A 275-nucleotide genomic window follows, 5' to 3' on the forward strand; every position below is an offset into this window, starting at 1 on the left:
CCTCGGGCGGGGCGGTCGCGCCACCGGCGATGCGCTCGATCGTCTTCTCGGTGGCCTCGGCCTCGACCATCATGATCGCGCCGTCGCCGTCGGGCAGGACCCGGCCGGCCACGACCATGTCGAAGACGGCGTCCTCGAGCTCGGTGTGCGTCGGGACGCCGACCCACTGGCCACCGATGAGGGCGACGCGGGTGGCGCCGACCGGGCCGGAGAAGGGCCGGCCCGACAGCTGGGTCGACGCGGAGGCCCCGTTGATCGCCAGCACGTCGTAGAGG

Annotated in this window: 1 pseudogene; it reads right to left on the reverse strand. The window is 74.2% G+C overall.

Going from position 1 to position 275, the window contains the following annotated elements:
• Positions 1 to 275, reverse strand: a pseudogene (locus AC0IVP_RS21900) (polyribonucleotide nucleotidyltransferase); the annotation flags it as partial.

Source organism: Klenkia sp. AC732 (assembly GCF_979256525.1).